The sequence below is a fragment of the Streptomyces sp. 1331.2 genome (assembly GCF_900199205.1).
GTDB lineage: Bacteria > Actinomycetota > Actinomycetes > Streptomycetales > Streptomycetaceae > Kitasatospora.
The window spans coordinates 4725081-4741325 of record NZ_OBMJ01000001.1 but is presented as its reverse complement, the minus strand read 5'-3'; the positions used below and the strand labels follow the sequence as shown (position 1 = coordinate 4741325).

At 72.1% G+C, this 16245-nt stretch carries 13 protein-coding genes, 1 other RNA gene and 1 pseudogene; 2 read left to right on the top strand and 13 right to left on the bottom strand.

Annotated features, from left to right (window positions below; all coding sequences use genetic code 11):
• Nucleotides 1–383: 383 nt before the first annotated feature.
• The 5 genes and pseudogenes from CRP52_RS41045 to CRP52_RS20300 all read right to left on the bottom strand — a co-directional run.
• Nucleotides 384–902: pseudogene (locus tag CRP52_RS41045) on the bottom strand ((2Fe-2S)-binding protein); the annotation flags it as partial.
• 71 nt (nucleotides 903–973) lie between these two features.
• Nucleotides 974–1840, bottom strand: coding sequence for an FAD binding domain-containing protein (locus CRP52_RS39700; RefSeq protein ID WP_257033099.1), 867 nt, complete (start codon nucleotides 1838–1840; stop codon nucleotides 974–976).
• 328 nt (nucleotides 1841–2168) lie between these two features.
• Nucleotides 2169–3890 carry a beta-N-acetylhexosaminidase gene (locus tag CRP52_RS20310; RefSeq protein ID WP_097237700.1) on the bottom strand — a complete coding sequence of 574 codons (1722 nt, stop codon included), beginning with the start codon at nucleotides 3888–3890 and terminating at the stop codon, nucleotides 2169–2171.
• A gap of 88 nt (nucleotides 3891–3978) precedes the next feature.
• A complete protein-coding gene (locus tag CRP52_RS20305; RefSeq protein WP_097237699.1) occupies nucleotides 3979–4257 on the bottom strand; it encodes a DUF3039 domain-containing protein in 279 nt (92 codons plus the stop codon).
• A 64-nt stretch (nucleotides 4258–4321) separates the two neighbouring features.
• The gene (locus tag CRP52_RS20300; RefSeq protein ID WP_097237698.1) at nucleotides 4322–4906 is read right to left on the bottom strand and encodes a YqgE/AlgH family protein; all 585 of its coding nucleotides are present in this window, start codon (nucleotides 4904–4906) and stop codon (nucleotides 4322–4324) included.
• A gap of 304 nt (nucleotides 4907–5210) precedes the next feature.
• On the opposite strand from CRP52_RS20300, the gene murA reads away from it, so the two are divergent.
• A complete protein-coding gene (gene murA / locus CRP52_RS20295) occupies nucleotides 5211–6551 on the top strand; it encodes a UDP-N-acetylglucosamine 1-carboxyvinyltransferase (protein WP_097237697.1) in 1341 nt (446 codons plus the stop codon).
• Nucleotides 6552–6626: 75 nt separating this feature from the next.
• Here murA and CRP52_RS20290 read toward each other — a convergent pair whose 3' ends face one another.
• The 8 genes from CRP52_RS20290 to ftsE all read right to left on the bottom strand — a co-directional run bounded on the left by CRP52_RS20290 (nucleotide 6627) and on the right by ftsE (nucleotide 15637).
• On the bottom strand, nucleotides 6627–6908 hold the full coding sequence (locus CRP52_RS20290) for an HU family DNA-binding protein (protein WP_030059737.1): 282 nt from the start codon (nucleotides 6906–6908) through the stop codon (nucleotides 6627–6629).
• Nucleotides 6909–7416: 508 nt separating this feature from the next.
• Nucleotides 7417–8889: an NAD-dependent malic enzyme gene (locus CRP52_RS20285; protein WP_097237696.1), complete on the bottom strand. Its 1473-nt coding sequence runs from the start codon at nucleotides 8887–8889 to the stop codon at nucleotides 7417–7419.
• 357 nt (nucleotides 8890–9246) lie between these two features.
• Nucleotides 9247–11550: a HelD family protein gene (locus CRP52_RS20280; protein WP_097237695.1), complete on the bottom strand. Its 2304-nt coding sequence runs from the start codon at nucleotides 11548–11550 to the stop codon at nucleotides 9247–9249.
• A gap of 153 nt (nucleotides 11551–11703) precedes the next feature.
• Nucleotides 11704–12085: a transfer-messenger RNA gene (ssrA, locus tag CRP52_RS20275) on the bottom strand.
• Nucleotides 12086–12171: 86 nt separating this feature from the next.
• Nucleotides 12172–12648: an SsrA-binding protein SmpB gene (gene smpB, locus CRP52_RS20270; protein ID WP_097237694.1), complete on the bottom strand. Its 477-nt coding sequence runs from the start codon at nucleotides 12646–12648 to the stop codon at nucleotides 12172–12174.
• 44 nt (nucleotides 12649–12692) lie between these two features.
• Entirely contained in the window at nucleotides 12693–13832 is a 1140-nt protein-coding gene (locus CRP52_RS20265; protein WP_097237693.1) for a S41 family peptidase, read from the bottom strand.
• 112 nt (nucleotides 13833–13944) lie between these two features.
• The gene (ftsX, locus tag CRP52_RS20260) at nucleotides 13945–14856 is read right to left on the bottom strand and encodes a permease-like cell division protein FtsX (protein WP_097237692.1); all 912 of its coding nucleotides are present in this window, start codon (nucleotides 14854–14856) and stop codon (nucleotides 13945–13947) included.
• A 91-nt stretch (nucleotides 14857–14947) separates the two neighbouring features.
• Nucleotides 14948–15637 (bottom strand): cell division ATP-binding protein FtsE, encoded by a 690-nt coding sequence (gene ftsE / locus CRP52_RS20255; RefSeq protein ID WP_030059730.1) that lies wholly within the window; start codon nucleotides 15635–15637, stop codon nucleotides 14948–14950.
• Nucleotides 15638–15986: 349 nt separating this feature from the next.
• Here ftsE and CRP52_RS20250 point away from each other — a divergent pair, with 349 nt between their 5' ends.
• Complete coding sequence (locus tag CRP52_RS20250; protein WP_097237691.1) at nucleotides 15987–16181, top strand: hypothetical protein; 195 nt, start codon at nucleotides 15987–15989, stop codon at nucleotides 16179–16181.
• Nucleotides 16182–16245: the final 64 nt, after the last annotated feature.

Below are 16245 nucleotides of genomic sequence, written 5' to 3'. Positions count from 1 at the left end.
CCGGTGTCGTAGCCGTTCTGCTGCTGGTGGCCGTCCGGGTAGGGCAGGTACGTGCCGTGGGCGGGGGTGCCCTGGTACGCCTGCTCGGGGTAGGCCTGCGGCGGGTAGTACACCTGGTCGTCGACGGCCTGGGCGGGGATGCCGCCGTGGACCGGGGCCGGCCCGGCGGTGTCGTACACGCCGGTGTCGTAGCCGCCCGCCGGGTCGCCGTACGGTGCCCCGGCCGGGGCCTGCACCTGGTCGACGGGGGCGGCGGGCTGCTGCGGGACGTGTTCGATCCAGGCGTCGGCGTAGACCGGCGGCTCGACGGCCGGCTCGGGCGCGACGGCCACGGCCGGTGCCTCGGCGACGGCCTCGGCGGGCGACTCGGCGGCCTCCTGGGCGGGGGCGGCGGCCTCCGCGGCGGCAGCCTCCTCCGCCTCCTCGGCCAGCAGCGCCCGGGCGTCCGCGACGGTCTGGACGGCGGCCAGCACGCCCTTGTAGCCGGTGCAGCGGCAGAGGTTGCCGCAGAGCGCCTGCCGGGCCTCGACCTCGGTGGGCCGGTGGTTGCGCTGCAGCAGGTCGTGCACGGCCATCGCCATGCCGGGGGTGCAGTAGCCGCACTGCACGGCGCCGGAGGCGGCCAGCGCCTGCTGGACGTCGCTCGCGCCGCCGGCGGCCGACAGGCCCTCGACGGTGTTGATCTCGCTGTCGGCGGCCAGCGCCGCGGGCACCAGGCAGCCGGCCACCAGCTGGCCGTCCACCTGCACCGAGCAGGCCCCGCACTCGCCCTGCTCACAGCCGTCCTTGGCGCCGGCCAGGCCCAGCCGCTCGCGCAGCACGTAGAGCAGGCTCTCGCCGATCCAGGCGTCGGTGACGGGCCGTTCGAAACCGTTGACCCGCAGCGTGTAGGAGGCGCACGGGCGCAGCTCACGACTGACCTGCGGGGAGAGGCCGAGCGGGTCGGCGTCGAGGGTCTCGATGGGGTCTGTGGTCACTTCAGCGCCCTTCCCAGTGCCCGTCGGGCCAGCACCGCTACGGTACGCCGCAGCCGAGTGGCGGCCGCCGTCGGCCCCTCGGTCACGGCCTCCCAGGCGCCCTCGGCGCCGTAGTTGTCGGGGACGCAGGCGGCGGCCACGTACTCGCCGAAGGCGGCGGTCGCGGCCGGGTCGATCTCCCGGCTGCCGTCCCAGTCGATGCAGCCGGCCACCCAGGCCTCGGCCTCCAGCGGGCGCAGCGGCACCGGGGCGACGGCCCCGACCGCGCAGCGCACCGAGCGCCGGGCCGGGTCGAGGACGAGGGCGACGGAGGCGGTGGCGCGGGCCGGGCCGCTGCGGCCGGTGGCCTTGAGGAAGACCTGCGGGGCGTGCAGCAGCGGGACGCGCACCCAGGTGAGCAGTTCGCCGGGGCGCACCGGGTCGAGGCCGGTGAGCAGGTGACTGACCGGCACCTCGCGGCTGGCGCCGGCCCGGGCGAGGGTGACGGTGGCCTCCAGCGCGGCGAGCACCGGCAGGGTGTCTCCGGCCGGTGCGGCGGTGACGATGTTGCCGCCCAGGGTGCCGACGTTGCGGACCTGCGGCGGGCCCGCGGTGCGGGCGGCGTCGGCGAGCGCGGGGATGAGCGCGGCGAAGTCGGGGCGGTCCATCCGGGCGTGGGTGAGTCCGGCGCCGAGCACGGCGGTGCCGCCGTCCTCGTAGCGCCAGCCGCGCAGTTCGGTGATCCGGCCGAGGCCGACCAGGGCGGCGGGGCGCAGCCGTCCGGCGTTGACGGCCTCCATGAGGTCGGTGGCTCCGGCCACCGGTACCGCGGCCGGGGCGGTGGCCAGCGCGTCGACGGCCTCGTCGAGCGAGGCCGGCAGCATGATCGTCCGGTTCACCTGGGTCCCACCGTGCTCCACTTGCTCATCGATCGCCTGCCGCCCGCCGGCCCACGGCCGTGTCGTCCCGCGTCAGCAGCCCGGCCTGGCCCGTAGGGTACGGGCGATCGGGCCGGGTTGGGCAACTCTGGCACACAATGCTCGATGATCATTTCGGGGCCCGTGAACGGGACTGCCCGATTGGGACGGATACCGGGCGGTATCTGCCCCGACCCGGTCCGGGCCAGGGCAGATGTTCATCTGTTCTTGACGTCGGACGACCGCCCGGAAGTTCCCGGACACCCTTTGCCCAGCGGGAACCACACGCGGAGAGCTACCGCACCGGCGGCGGCCCCTCGATCGGGCGGCCGGCCACGCCGGGCCACCGCTGCCAGGGCAGCGGCCCGTCGGCCGGGCGGTACTCGACGCCGAGCGCGTCCAGCACCCGCAGGTGGGCCGTCAGCCGCCGCTCGAAACCGGCGAAGTCGCGCTCGGCCGGCTCGGCGGGCAGCTCGGACCAGGCGACCTCGGCGAAGGCGACCAGCCGCGGGAACGCCCGGTAGTCGATGTCCCGGGCGCTGTCCATGAACTCGCTCCACAGGTTGGCCTGGGTGCCGATCACGTGCCGTGCGGCGGCCTCGTCCAGCTGCGCGGGCACCGGCTCGAAGCGGTAGACGTCCTCCAGCGTGCGCACGAAGCCGACCGGGATCGGCTCGTCCGGCCCGTCCGCCTGCCGGTGGTCGAAGTAGACGTGCTGCTCGGGGCACATCACCACGTCGTGCCCGGCCTTCGCCGCGGCGATCCCGCCCCCGAAGCCGCGCCAGGACGACACCGCGGCACGTGACCGCCCCCACGACTCCGGGCGCTCGGTACCCGACGCCGACGCTCCTCCCTCCGTCGGTTGCTTGTCGCCCGTCGCTTTCGGCGTCGGCGCGCCCTTTGGCGTGGTGGCAATGGCCAGTCCGCCCTCCAGGATCTCGTCCCAGCCGATCAGCCGGCGGCCGCGCTCGGCCAGCCAGCGGTCGAAGTGCCGGATGACGTGGCTCTGCAGCTCGTCCTCGTTGGCCAGGCCCAGCTCGCGGATCCGGGCCTGGGCGGCGGCACTGTCCTTCCACTGCTCCTTGGGGCACTCGTCGCCGCCGAGGTGGATGAACTCGGACGGGAAGAGCTCCAGGACCTCCTCCAGCACGCCCTCGAAGAAGCGCAGGGTCTCCTCGGAGGCGTTGAGCACGTGGTGGCTCACCCCCCAGTCCGTCCAGACGCCGAGCCCGGCGGTGTCCACCACGTCGGTGTTGCCCAGCTCGGGGTAGGCGGCGACGGCGGCCTGGGTGTGGCCGGGCAGGTCGATCTCCGGGACGACGGTGACCCCGCGCCCGGCCGCGTACGCAACGATCTCGCGCAGGTCGTCCTGGGTGTAGTAGCCGCCGTGCGGACGGTCGTCCCGGCGCTGCCCGCTCCGGTAGCCGACCATCGAGCGCTCCCGCCAGGCGCCGCGCCCGGTCAGCCTCGGGTAGCGCTTGATCTCGATCCGCCAGCCCTGGTCGTCGGTCAGGTGCAGGTGCAGCACGTTGAGCTTGTGCGCGGCCAGCAGGTCGACGAAGCGCAGCACGTCCGTCTTGGGCAGGAAGTGCCGGGCGACGTCGAGCAGCGCGCCGCGCCAGCCGAACCGGGGGGCGTCCTCGATGTCGGCGCCGGGCAGCACCCAGCCCTCGCGGCGCAGCGGCGCGCGGCGGTGGGCGTCCGGCCCGAGCAGCTGCCGCAGGGTCTGCGCCCCCCACAGCGCGCCGGCCGGGCCGCCCGCGGCGAGCAGGGCGTGGCCGGGGCGCACCGTGAGCCGGTACGCCTCGGCGGCGAGCGCGTCGTCCTGGACCAGTTCGATGCCCGCGCCCGGCCGGCCCGGGCCGAGCGGCAGCCCGGTGGCGGCGGACAGCGTGGCGCGCAGCCAGCGCTCGGCGTCGGCCAGCGCGGGCGCGGCGGTCAGCGTGGTGGCGGCGTCGAGCGGGAAGTCCTCGTCCGGGCGGCGGACGGCACTCGAAGGTGCGGGAATGAGATCCATTCCGACATCCTGCCCACGCCCGGAACGATTGGCATAGACCACTGCGGAAACGCGGTGCTATGCAAAACGAGGCCGCACGGCCGGCGGACTACTTCTTGTCGTCGTCGCCGCCCTGCGGCTTGCCGATGCCGTCGTAGATCTCCTTGCACATCGGGCAGACCGGGTACTTCTTCGGGTCGCGCCCGGGCACCCACACCTTGCCGCAGAGCGCCACCACGGGAGACCCGGAGAGCGCGCTCTCCATGATCTTGTCCTTCTGGACGTAGTGCGCGAAGCGCTCGTGGTCGCCGTCCCCGTGGGACACCTGCGGGACGGGCTCGACCAGGGTGCCGGTGCCGAGGCCGCGCTCGGGCTCAAGAGTGCTCATGAGTGACAAGTCTATGGGCGCCCCGGGAAACCGGGCCAGTGTCGCGCGCGGCGGGGCCCGCGGCTCAGTTCATCGTCGGGTCGTCGGGGTACGTCGCCAGCAGGGCGACCGGCCCGCGCTGGCGGCGCAGCACCGCGCGCCACAGCCGCTCCGGCTCCGGGCTGGAGACGTCCCCGGGCTCGCAGTCCACCAGGTACCAGGCGCCGCTCTCCAGCTCCGCCTCCAGCTGGCCCGGCGACCACCCGGCGTACCCGGCGAAGATCCGCAGGCTGCCCAGCTCCCCGGCCAGCACCTCGGGCGGCGCCTCCAGGTCCACCAGGCCGATCGCCCCGTGCACCCGCCGCCAGCCCAACGGCTCGCCGCCGCCCGGCTCCCCGGGCGCCACCGCGAGGCCGAGCGCCGAGTCCAGCGCCACCGGCCCGCCCTGGAAGACCACGGCGGGCTGCCCGACGAGTCTCCCCCAGCCGTCCAGCACACTGCCCACCTCGACCGGCGTCGGCCGGTTGAGGACCACACCGAGCGCCCCCTCGGCGTCGTGGTCGAGGAGGAGCACCACCGCCCGCGCGAAGTTCGGATCGGTGAGCAGGGGCGTCGCGACGAGCAGACGGCCGGTGTGGGACCGGCCTCCGTGCGAATGGGCCGCCGTCATGCCTCACATGATCCCGCAGAACGGCACCGCGGGGACACCGCAACGCCCGAAACCACGCCACGCCGACGAACACCCGTACGGCCGTACCGGAGGGCGGCCGCGCCGCCGGAGAGAGCACCATCACGGGAGAGGCACACGGGAACCATCGGCACGCCTACTACCATCTACGTCTGGTGGACGCCCTTACACGGTGCCGACTCGGTTTCGCCGGGGGCCCGAACGCGCCCGTACGACCGGTCCACCACCGGCTCTCTCCCGGAGCCCCCCTTTCCTCACTCCTCTGGCACCCCGGATTGCGAGAACGATGACCGACGACGTCCTGCTGGTCCACGGCGGAAACCCGCTCGAAGGCGAGATCCGCGTCCGCGGTGCGAAGAACCTGGTCCCCAAGGCCATGGTCGCCGCCCTGCTCGGCCAGGGCCCCAGCAGACTGCGCAACGTCCCGGACATCCGCGACGTCAAGGTGGTCCGCGGCCTGCTGCAGCTGCACGGTGTGACGGTGCGCACCGGCGACGAGGACGGCGAGCTGATCCTCGACCCCTCGCACGTCGAGAGTGCCAACGTCGCCGACATCGACGCGCACGCCGGCTCCTCGCGGATCCCGATCCTGTTCTGCGGCCCGCTGCTGCACCGCCTCGGCCACGCCTTCATCCCGGGCCTGGGCGGCTGCGACATCGGCGGCCGCCCGGTCGACTTCCACTTCGAGGTGCTGCGCCAGTTCGGCGCCACCATCGAGAAGCACCCGCAGGGCACCTACCTGGTCGCCCAGCAGCGCCTGCGCGGCACCAAGATCGAGCTGCCCTACCCCTCGGTCGGCGCGACCGAGCAGGTGCTGCTCACCGCGGTGCTCGCCGAGGGCGTCACCGAGCTGCGCAACGCGGCCATCGAGCCGGAGATCGTCGACCTGATCTGCGTCCTGCAGAAGATGGGCGCGATCATCACGCTCGGCACCGACCGGACCATCCTGATCACCGGTGTGGACGAGCTCGGCGGCTACACCCACCGCGCGCTGCCGGACCGGCTGGAGTCCGCCTCCTGGGCCTGCGCGGCGCTGGCCACCAAGGGCGACATCTACGTCCGAGGCGCCCGCCAGCTGGAGATGATGACCTTCCTCAACACCTTCCGGAAGGTCGGCGGCGCCTTCGAGGTGGACGACGAGGGCATCCGCTTCTGGCACCCCGGCGGCGAGCTCAAGGCGATCGCCCTGGAGACCGACGTGCACCCGGGCTTCCAGACCGACTGGCAGCAGCCGCTGGTGGTCGCGCTGACCCAGGCCACCGGCCTGTCCATCGTCCACGAGACGGTGTACGAGTCGCGCCTGGGCTTCACCGGCGCGCTGAACCAGATGGGCGCGCACATCCAGCTCTACCGCGAGTGCCTGGGCGCCACCCCGTGCCGCTTCGGCGCCCGCAACTTCCTGCACTCCGCGGTCGTCTCCGGCCCGTCCAAGCTGATCGGCGCCGAGCTGGTCATCCCGGACCTGCGCGGCGGCTTCTCGTACCTGATCGCGGCGCTGGCGGCCGAGGGCACCTCGACCGTGCACGGCATCGACCTGATCAACCGCGGCTACGAGAACTTCATGGAGAAGCTGCGCGACCTGGGCGCGCACGTCGAGCTGCCCAGCGAGCAGCTGGTCGACGCCTGACCGGTCGGCATCTGACACGGCGAGAGGCCGGGCTCCCCGCGGGGAGCCCGGCCTCTCGGGCGTTCAAGGGGTGACTCAGGCGCCCTTGGCGGCTTCCTTCAGCTTGGAGCCGGCGCTCACCTTGGCGCTGTAGCCGGCCGCGATCTGGATCGGCTCGCCGGTCTGCGGGTTGCGCGCGGTGCGGGCAGCGCGGTGGGTGCGCTCGAAGGTCAGGAAACCGGGGATGGTGACCTTCTCGTCGCCCTTGGCGACGACCTCGCCGACGATCTCGGCGAAGGCGGCCAGAACGGCGTCGGCGTCCTTGCGGGTCACCTCGGCGCGCTCGGACAGCGCGGCCACCAGCTCACTGCGGTTCATGTGTACTCCTGTGGTCTGTTCGCTTGCGGTGTGCGGGGGCCCATCGGTTCTCCCACCGGGGGGCACCCGGATGGGCCGCAGGTCCGCACACTGTGCTCATGCAGGCAATGCGTGGTCGCAGGCCGGGTCCGTACCCGATGCCGCGCGCCGGAGCCTTCGAAGGCCCGCCCGCCCGCCTGGATACGAATCCTGCCCCGACCGGCCCCGAGAAAGCCAATCGGGCCCCGGCCGGGCCACCCGAACATCGCCCGCCCGTTGGAGGTGTGACGCTCCGTCGGCTCCGGCGGACCGGGAGCGGGCAGCGGTCGGGACGACTCGCCGGAAGACCAGGGGGACGTTCCGTACTTGTCGGACACGCCTGCCCCGTGCAGGGCTACCGTACGCCCTAGGACTGACAAGCCCAAACACGCCCCTCGCCCTTGTGTCGCAAGGGTTCGGGGCGGGCTGGGCGGGTATGACCGCTATTCGCACATTTGAGCGACGGAGGACACGTCCACCGGTCGGGTCGTCAGAGCTTGACGACGGGGAAGGCGGAGGTGTCCAGGGTGCCGACGATGCCCGGGGTCGGACGGGCCGGCACGGGGGCCTCCTGGGCGCCGGCCAGGGCCGCCTCGCGCACGGCGGCGGCGACGGTCTTGGCGACGTCCTTGTGGAAGACGCTCGGGATGATGTAGTTCGCGTTCAGCTCGTCGTCGGCGACGGTGGTGGCCAGCGCACGGGCGGCGGCGATCATCATCTCGGTGTTGACCGTGCGGCTCTGGGCGTCCAGCAGGCCGCGGAAGACGCCCGGGAAGACCAGCACGTTGTTGATCTGGTTCGGGAAGTCGCTGCGGCCGGTGGCGACCACGGCGGCGGTCTGCCGGGCGATCGCCGGGTCGACCTCCGGGTCCGGGTTGGCCAGCGCGAAGATGATCGCGTCCTCGGCCATGGTGGCCAGGTCGTCGCCGTCCAGGACGTTCGGGGCCGAGACGCCGATGAAGACGTCCGCGCCCGCCACGGCCTCCTTGAGGCTGCCGGTGCGCTCCGAGCGGTTGGTGTGCTCGGCGATCCAGCGCAGGCTCTCGTTGAGGTCCGCACGGCCGCGGTGGACCACGCCGTGGACGTCCGCCACGGTGGCGTGCTCGACGCCGGCCGCCATCAGCAGCTTGAGGATCGCGGTGCCGGCCGCGCCGGCGCCCGACATCACCACCCGGATCTCGCCGATCTCCTTGCCGACCACCTTCAGCGCGTTGGTGAGGGCGGCCAGCACCACGATCGCGGTGCCGTGCTGGTCGTCGTGGAAGACCGGGATGTCCAGGGCCTCGCGCAGCCGGGCCTCGATCTCGAAGCAGCGCGGCGCGGAGATGTCCTCCAGGTTGATCCCCGCGAAGCCCGGGGCGATCGCCTTGACGATGGCGACGATCTCGTCGGTGTCCTGGGTGTCCAGGCAGATCGGCCAGGCGTCGATCCCGGCGAAGCGCTTGAAGAGGGCCGCCTTGCCCTCCATGACCGGCAGCGCGGCCTCCGGGCCGATGTTGCCCAGCCCCAGCACCGCCGAGCCGTCGGTGACCACGGCGACGCTGTTGCGCTTGATGGTCAGGCGGCGGGCGTCCTCGGGGTTCTCCGCGATCGCCATGCAGACCCGGGCGACACCGGGGGTGTAGATCATGCTGAGGTCGTCACGGTTGCGGATCGGCAGCTTGGACGACATCTCGATCTTGCCACCGAGGTGCATCAGGAAGGTGCGGTCCGAGACCTTGCCGATCGCCACCCCGTCGATCGCGCGCAGCTTCTCGACGATCTCCTCGCCGTGCGCGACCGAGGAGGCCGCCACCGTGACGTCGATCCGCAGCGCCTCCAGACCGGAGGCGGTGACGTCGAGACCGGTCACCGATCCGCCGGAGGACTCCACGGCCGTGGTGATCGCGCTGACGGCGTTGCCCCGGGCCGGGACCTCCAGCCGTACCGTGATCGAGTTGGAGACACTGGGCACCGTCGCCATCGACGCTTCCTTCTTCCGTCTGTCCCGCAGGCTCAACATTTTGTTGAAGGCATCGCCTGCGCATGCTAGACCTCGATCGTCGCACCTTCCAAGGGATAGCCAGAAATAACGTTCATAGAGTGTGCGGATCCGACAATCCCGGCCGACCCGACCGGGCTCCCGTCGCCCACTCCTTGCCTCTCCGGGCCGATGCGTTACATTGGACAGGCACCGGCTCGATCCAAGCCCCCGGGCCCAACCTTCGTCCCTTCGAGGGACCACTTGCCGCGAGGCGAGCATGGCGGGTCGGTGTACTAAACGTCTGAAGGCCCCTCACCAAGCGGTGGGGGGCCTTCTTCCGTCGGTCCGTAGGGTCCGTCAGCCGTGCAGCAACGCGGGCACCCCGGCCGAGTCCGGCAGGTCGTCCGGGCCGGACAACACCGTCAGCCGCTGGGTCGCCCGGGTCAGCGCGACGTACAGCACCCGCAGCCCGGCCTCCGACTCGCCGGCGATGCCGGTCGGGTCGGCCACCACGGTGGCGTCGTATTCCAGACCCTTGGCCTCCAGGCTGCCCAGCACCACCACGCGCTCGCCCAGGCCCTCGGCCCAGCCGGCCGCCTCGGCCCGGCGGTCCATCGGCACCACGATCGCCACGGTGCCGTCCACCTCGCCCAGCAGCCGCTCCAGCTCGGCCCGGGCGGCCGCGCCGAAGGCCTCCGGCGAGGGGTCGGTGACGGCTGCGAAGCGCGGCTCCACGCCGACGTGGCGCACCGCGCTCGGCGAGGGCGTGCCCGGGGCGGCCAGCGCCAGCACCTTGGCCGCGACCTCGGCGATCTCGGCGGGGTTGCGGTAGTTCACGGTCAGCGTGAAGCGGCGGCGCGGCTTGCCGGACAGCACCTCGTCCAGCGCGGACTGGGCCTCCTGCGGGAACGGCCAGGAGGACTGCGCCGGGTCGCCGACGATCGTCCAGGTGGCCATCCGGGCCCGGCGGCCGATCATCCGCCACTGCATCGGGGTGAGGTCCTGCGCCTCGTCCACGATCACGTGGGCGTACTCCTTGCGCTCCACCGGCTGGCGTTCGCGCTGGCGGGCGCTGCGGTCGGCGAAGGTGGTGACCTCCTCCAGGCCGGTCAGCAGGTCCATCGCATCCACCTCGCGGATCTTCGGGCGGGCCGCCTCGCCGAGCAGCACCTGCAGCTCGTCCACCAGCGCCACGTCGTGCGCGGACAGTGCGCCCTCACCCTCCGGGGACAGGTGGCGCCAGGAGGCGGCCAGCAGCCGCGCCTCGTCCGGGGTGACGGCCCGGCGGGCGATCCGGTTGATGTGGCGGTGCTGCTTGAGCGTGCCGAGCACCCGGCGCGGGGTCAGGGCCGGCCACCAGGCGTCCAAGAAGTTCAGGAACGAGGCCTCGTCCGAGACGTACTCGTCGAAGGACTCCTTCTCCTCCTGGCGCTGCTCGCGGGCGTAGTGGTCGGTGGGCTTCGGCAGGTTCCTGACGACCTCGTGCCACAGCGCGTCCAGCAGCAGCCTGCGGGCGCGCGGGCGCAGCAGGTTCAGCGGGGTGCCGCCGGAGCCCACCACGTTGCCGCGCACGGCCTTCAGCCGGCCCGCGTCGAGCTTCAGCACCTCGCCGCGGGCGACCACCTTCAGCTCCTGCGGCGCGCCCAGCTCCAGCGCCGCCCGGGCGGCCCGGCGCAGCAGCTGCGTCATCCGGGCCGAGCCCTTGACCCGGGCCGCCTCGGGGGTGTCGTAGGTGCCCGCCTCGATGCCGTCCACCAGCGAGCCGACGGCCCGGATGGCGACCTGGCCCTCCTCGCCGAGCGCCGGCAGCACGCCCTCGGTGTAGGAGACCAGCAGCGGGGTCGGGGAGACCACCAGGATGCCCCCGGCGTAGCGGCGGCGGTCCTGGTAGAGCAGGTAGGCGGCGCGGTGCAGGGCGACGGCGGTCTTGCCGGTGCCCGGGCCGCCGGTGACCAGGGTGGCGCCCGCGGCGGCGGCGCGGATCACCTCGTCCTGCTCCTTCTGGATCGAGGAGACGATGTCGCGCATCGAGTGGCTGCGGGCGCGGCCCAGCGAGGCCATCAGCGCGCCGTCGCCGACCACGGCCAGTTCCTCGCCGTCCAGGGTCGGGGTGAGGTCGGGGCGCAGCAGGTCGTCCTCGACGCCGATCACCTTGCGGCCCTTGGAGCGGATCACCCGGCGGCGGATGACCCGGCCGGGCTCGACCGGGGTGGCGCGGTAGAACGGTGCGGCGGCGGGCGCACGCCAGTCGATCACCAGCGGGCCGTACTCGGCGTCCAGCACGCCCAGGCGGCCGATGTGGAGGGTCTCGGCGACGGCCGGGTCGGCCGGGTCGAGCGGGGTGTTCGAGGGGATGCCGTGCTCCTCCGGGGCGTCCGCCCGCTGGAGGTCGATCCGGCCGAAGAGGAAGTCCTCGAACTCGTTGTTGAGGCGCTGGAGGTGCGCGCCGGCCCGGTAGACCTGGGCGTCACGCTCGGCGAGGGCGCCGGGGGTGCCGACGTGGACCCGCTTGGCGGCGTCCTCCAGGATGTACTCGGCCTCGGCGAGCTTCTCCTCCAGCCGGTGGTAGACGGTGTCGAGGTGCTGCTGCTCACCGGCGATCTCGCGCTCGCGGACGGTCTCGTGGTCGGTGGCGGGGGTGGTGTCCGTGTTGCTCTGCATGGCCTCGGTGGTTGCGACGGAATCCGGCTCCGGAAAACGAGCGGACGGATGATCCTACGCCGCGACCCCCGGACGGCGCTGCACCGGAACGTACAAAATCCGAAGGCCGCCCCCCGCGCGGAGCGGAGGACGGCCTTCGGTGTGAACATGGGGTGGTGGAGATGCCGGGAATCGAACCCGGGTCCAGTGGAGTTAATTCAGGGCTTCTCCGAGCGCAGTCCGCTGTGCTTTTCTCGGCCCTGGCGGTCACACGGACAAGCCACCAACAGGCCCAGCTGCTGTTTGATTTCCCATCCACCCCCGCAGCCCGGGCGGACGGTTGAGTTCCCTAGATTATGCCAGGGTCCGGGTCGGGAACCCCCCGGTCTGACACCCAAGCGCTATCGGTGCTTATTAGGCAGCGAGAGCGAACTGCTGGGAATCGCGCTTAGAGTTGGCGATTATTTTTTTGCGACACGTGGTTTACGAGATCATTGCCGCGTTCCTCGGCTCGCTTCCCCTGTTTCAACATCCCCTGTCGAAACCGATCATCCCCATGTTTTGTTGAGAAACAGCTCGGACGGTGACCGTCCGTGTTGCTTGCGCCATAGTACGCGAGGCGACGGGCGAGGGTCCAGCGGATTAACCCTGGCGCCGTCGGGCCGCCGCCACGGCACGTGCCGTCTCGCGGGTGTCCTGCTTCTCGCGCAGGGTCTGGCGCTTGTCGTACAGCTTCTTGCCGACCGCGAGCGCCAGCTCCAGCTTCACCCGGCCGTCCTTGAAGTACAGCGAGAGCGGGATCAGGGTGTGGCCCGCGTCGCGGACCTTGGTCTCGATCTTGCGGATCTCCAGCTTGTGCAGCAGCAGCTTGCGCTTGCGCCGGGCCGCGTGGTTGGTCCACGTCCCCTGGGTGTACTCGGGGATGAAGACGTTGTCGATCCACGCCTCGTGGTTCTGGATGTACGCGTAGCCGTCGACCAGGTTGGCCCGCCCCTCGCGCAGCGACTTGACCTCGGTGCCGGTGAGGACGAGGCCGCACTCGTAGGTGTCGAGGATCGTGTACTCGTGTCGCGCCTTCTTGTTCTGCGCGATCAGCTTCTGTCCGGTTTCCTTTGCCATAGCCCGGACATTCTCGCACTTCCGGGCCCCGCAGGGCAGCTCCTTTAGGCGCGGGTGCCGAGCCCGGCCAGCACCCGCAGGGCGAGCGCGTCGGCGTCCTCGCCGGTGGCCGCCGGGACGTCGGGGGCCAGGCCGGTGCCCTCCGGGGAGCGGCCGGCCGGGGTGTAGTAGCGGCCGACGGTCATCTCCAGCACGGCGCCGTCGGCGAGCCGGCTGGGCTGCTGGACGGTGCCCTTGCCGAAGGTCCTGGTGCCCACCACGACGGCGCGGCTGCGGTCCTGCAGGGCGCCGGCGAGGAGTTCGGCGGCGCTCATCGTGCCGCCGTCCACCAGCACCACCAGCGGGGTGCGCTGGTCGCCGCCGCGCGGGGCCGTCAACTCCCTGGTCCCGCCGCGCTCCTGGTACGAGCCGACCGGGCCGCCGTCCAGGAAGATCCCGGCGGTGCCGGCCGCCTCGTCGACCAACCCCCCGGAGTTGCCGCGCAGATCGAGCACCACGCCGGTGTGCGGTGCGCGCAGCGCGGCGCGCACGCGATCGGCCACGCCGCTGGTGAAGGCCCGTACGGTGACCCGCAGCACGCCCCGGTCCAGGCGCTCCGCGACCACCTGTTGGCTGTCCAGTAAAGCCCGCCGCAGCCGCAGTTCGCGCACCTCGCCCTCGCCGCGCCGGACCTCCAGGGTCACTTCGGAGCCGGCCCTGCGCTCGTCGCCCTGGCCGCGCAGCCGGGCGACCACCTCGGTGACCGGCAGGTGGTCGGCCTGGTCCTGGCCGACCCGCAGCAGCCGGTCCCCGGCGGCGATCCCGGCCGCGGCGGCCGGGCCGTCGGGCGCGACCTGGGAGACCTCGGTGGCGCCGTCCTGGCCGCGGCCGACCGAGAGGCCGACGCCGAGGTAGCGGCCGTCCAGGCCCTGGCTGAACTCGGCGTACTCCTGGGCGCTGTAGTACGCGCCCCAGCGGTCGCCGGTGGCGCCCAGCAGGTGCTCGGCCTGCTGCTCGGACAGCGCGGTGCCGGCCGGGTCCGCCGGGAGCGCGCCGCCCGCCGCCCGGGCGGCGTCGACGGAGGGGCGCGGCGGAGTACCGCCCGGGTCGCCCCAGGCGCCGGTGGCCGCGCCGGCCAGCAGCACGGCGCCGAACACCAGGCTGAGGGCGGCCACCTGACGTGCCCTGCGCGGAGTTTGCAGCATGGCACCGGAGTGTAGACACCGCCCCGCGCGCGACGGGCCGGAACGGCGGAGCGCGAAACGCCGGCGGCCCCGGACGGCGCAGTGCCGTCCGGGGCCGCCGGGTCGTCCGGGGTCAGACCTTGAGGTACTTGCGCAGCGTGAAGAACGCCGCGATGCCGGCCATGCCCATGCCCACCACGACCAGCAGCGGTATCACCGCGAGCACCGAGCCGAGGCCGATGAAGTGGATGAACTGCACCCGGTCGGCCAGCCAGTTCTGGACGAAGAAGTGCCCGGCGACCAGCAGTCCGGAGGCCATCGCCGCGCCGAGCAGCGCGGCGAACGCGGCCTCGGCGATGAACGGCATCTGGACGTAGAAGTTCGAGGCACCGACCAGGCGCATGATGCCGGTCTCGCGCCGCCTGCTGAAGGCCGACACCCGGACGGTGTTGACGATCAGCAGCAGCGCGACGAAGAGCATCAGCACCATGATCACGAACGCCGCCGTCTGCAGGCCGTTGAGCAGGCCGAACAGGTTCTCCAGGATCTTCCGCTGGTCCTCGACCGACTTCACGCCGGGCTTCCCGGCGAAGGCGCTCTGGATCACGTCGTACTTGGTCGGGTCGTTGAGCTTGACCCGCCAGGACTGCGGCATGGCGTCCGGGCCCAGGACGGAGATGAGCGGGTTGTCCGGGTTCATCTCCTTCCAGTGCTTGTACGCCTCGGGGGAGCTCTCGTAGGTGGACGACTGGACCACCGAGGTCATCTTGTCCAGCTGGTCCTTGATGTCCTGGACCTGCTGGTCGGTGGCCGCACCCTTGTCGCACTGGGGCGAGTTGCGGGCGTCCGCCTTGGTGCAGAAGTAGATGCTCACCTCGACCTTGTCGTACCAGTACCCCTTCATGGAGTTCACCTGGTCGCGGACCAGGAGCGAGGAACCGGCGAGAGCGAGGGAGAGCGCGACACTGACGACGACCGCGATCGTCATCGTCAGGTTGCGTCGGAGACCCACACCGATCTCCGACAGGACGAACTGGGCACGCATGCGGGAAACAACTCCAGGGTCGGTACTGCTCGGTCGGGCGGTTCGGGCCGGCGGCCCCACGGGTCAGCGCTGGTCGGTCAGCGCTGGGCGGTCAGTGCTGGTACCCGTAGACGCCGCGGGCCTGGTCGCGGACGAGCAGCCCCTTGTCGAGCTCGATGACGCGCTTGCGCATCTGGTCGACGATGGCCTGGTCGTGGGTGGCCATCAGCACCGTGGTGCCGGTGCGGTTGATGCGGTCGAGCAGCTTCATGATGCCGACCGAGTTCTGCGGGTCGAGGTTGCCGGTGGGCTCGTCCGCGATCAGCAGCATCGGCCGGTTCACGAACGCCCGGGCGATCGCCACGCGCTGCTGCTCACCACCGGAGAGCTCGCCCGGCATGCGGTCCTCCTTGCCGCCGAGGCCGACCAGCTCCAGCACCTCGGGCACCACCTTGTTGATGGCGCTCTTGGGCTTGCCGATCACCTCCAGGGCGAAGGCGACGTTCTGCGCGACCGTCTTGTTGGGCAGCAGGCGGAAGTCCTGGAACACGGTGCCCAGCTGGCGGCGCATGTGCGGCACCTTCCAGTTGGACAGCTTGCCGAGGTCCTTGCCCAGCACGTGCACCGCGCCCGTGCTGGGGCGCTCCTCGCGCAGGCACAGGCGCAGGAAGGTGGACTTCCCCGAGCCGGACGAGCCGACCAGGAAGACGAACTCACCCTTCTCGATCTCCAGCGAGACGTTGTCCAGGGCGGGACGGTTCTGCTTGGGATAGGTCTTGGAGACGTTGTCGAATCTGATCACGGCTGCATCACGGAGGCCATCCTAGGCGGCGCCAGTCCTCGGTCGATCCGCCCCGGAGGCCCGGTCCTGGGGCGGGCGAAAGGAGCGCAGAGGGCCGCTCCCGGTCTGGGACCATACGCGAATCGAGAACCGGCCCGCAGGGGCCGCCCAGGACAGCACGCGAAACCTGGGGGAGAATGTCCGGTTATGCCCGGAATATTGCGAGGCATCTCACAGCCCGGGAGCCGGAACCGCCGGAACCTGGCAGAGTGGAGGAAGCGACCGTGTCCGGCCGCTCCCCCGTACAGGGCAAGAACGGGAACCAAAGCCCCGTCCGGCGCGTTGGCTGTAGCAGCGAGGAGGAGATCGCATGACCTGCGACCATCTGGTGTGCGCCAACTGCAACGGCCGCGTCAGCGACGGGCGTTGCCCGGTGTGCCGCGCCAACCGGGCCCGGCTGCAGGAGCAGCAGGGGCCGTTCGCCGCGCTCTCCCCCGCGCTGCTGCTGGCCCTGCTGGCCGGGCTGCTCGCGGTGGCGCTGATCGCGCGGCAGGCGCTGGCCTGACGACCAGGAGACGTACGAGAAGGCCCCCGACCGCTGCGGTCGGGGGCCTTCCTCGTGTTTCGGT

Excerpts from the sequence above, each read along its gene's own strand:
- CRP52_RS20250 (WP_097237691.1), top strand. The coding sequence starts at position 15,987 with ATGACCTGCGACCATCTGGTGTGCGCCAACTGCAACGGCCGCGTCAGC.
- CRP52_RS20300 (WP_097237698.1), bottom strand. The coding sequence starts at position 4,906 with ATGACGGCGGCCCATTCGCACGGAGGCCGGTCCCACACCGGCCGTCTG.
- ftsX (WP_097237692.1), bottom strand. The coding sequence starts at position 14,856 with ATGCGTGCCCAGTTCGTCCTGTCGGAGATCGGTGTGGGTCTCCGACGC.
- CRP52_RS20280 (WP_097237695.1), bottom strand. The coding sequence starts at position 11,550 with ATGCAGAGCAACACGGACACCACCCCCGCCACCGACCACGAGACCGTC.
- CRP52_RS20305 (WP_097237699.1), bottom strand. The coding sequence starts at position 4,257 with ATGAGCACTCTTGAGCCCGAGCGCGGCCTCGGCACCGGCACCCTGGTC.
- smpB (WP_097237694.1), bottom strand. The coding sequence starts at position 12,648 with ATGGCAAAGGAAACCGGACAGAAGCTGATCGCGCAGAACAAGAAGGCG.
- CRP52_RS20290 (WP_030059737.1), bottom strand. The coding sequence starts at position 6,908 with ATGAACCGCAGTGAGCTGGTGGCCGCGCTGTCCGAGCGCGCCGAGGTG.
- CRP52_RS20310 (WP_097237700.1), bottom strand. The coding sequence starts at position 3,890 with ATGGATCTCATTCCCGCACCTTCGAGTGCCGTCCGCCGCCCGGACGAG.
- CRP52_RS20285 (WP_097237696.1), bottom strand. The coding sequence starts at position 8,889 with ATGGCGACGGTGCCCAGTGTCTCCAACTCGATCACGGTACGGCTGGAG.
- CRP52_RS20265 (WP_097237693.1), bottom strand. The coding sequence starts at position 13,832 with ATGCTGCAAACTCCGCGCAGGGCACGTCAGGTGGCCGCCCTCAGCCTG.
- CRP52_RS39700 (WP_257033099.1), bottom strand. The coding sequence starts at position 1,840 with ATGCTGCCGGCCTCGCTCGACGAGGCCGTCGACGCGCTGGCCACCGCC.
- murA (WP_097237697.1), top strand. The coding sequence starts at position 5,211 with ATGACCGACGACGTCCTGCTGGTCCACGGCGGAAACCCGCTCGAAGGC.